This is a genomic window from Vibrio variabilis, from assembly GCF_003263785.1.
GTDB lineage: Bacteria > Pseudomonadota > Gammaproteobacteria > Enterobacterales > Vibrionaceae > Vibrio > Vibrio variabilis.
Genome location: NZ_JYJK01000153.1, coordinates 1 through 334 on the forward strand (window position 1 = coordinate 1; position 334 = coordinate 334).

Below are 334 nucleotides of genomic sequence, written 5' to 3' on the forward strand. Positions count from 1 at the left end.
CCTAAATCATTTCTTTGTAAAAAAGGAATCATCTAGGATTTGAGAACTTTTAATAGATAACAATCAATCAAATTGTTATCTGTCAGCTTTCCAAATTGTTAAAGAGCTATGCAAACTAATTGCACTTTCTAAAGATTCTCGGTGCCTTGCGGCGTCAAAAATTCCAACCACGTACGCTTTACTGAAGTGGTTTGGAAATTCTTAATCCAAAAATTCTTAGAGAGTGGTGGGCGATACCGGGCTCGAACCAGTGACCCCCTCCTTGTAAGGGAGGTGCTCTCCCAACTGAGCTAATCGCCCACATTTAGTTTTTTACATTTCCCGTGGAAGGAAA

General features: G+C 39.8%; 1 tRNA gene. It reads right to left on the minus strand.

Annotated features, from left to right (window positions below):
* Positions 1-224: 224 nt before the first annotated feature.
* Positions 225-300: transfer RNA gene (locus TZ48_RS24230), tRNA-Val, on the minus strand.
* Positions 301-334: the final 34 nt, after the last annotated feature.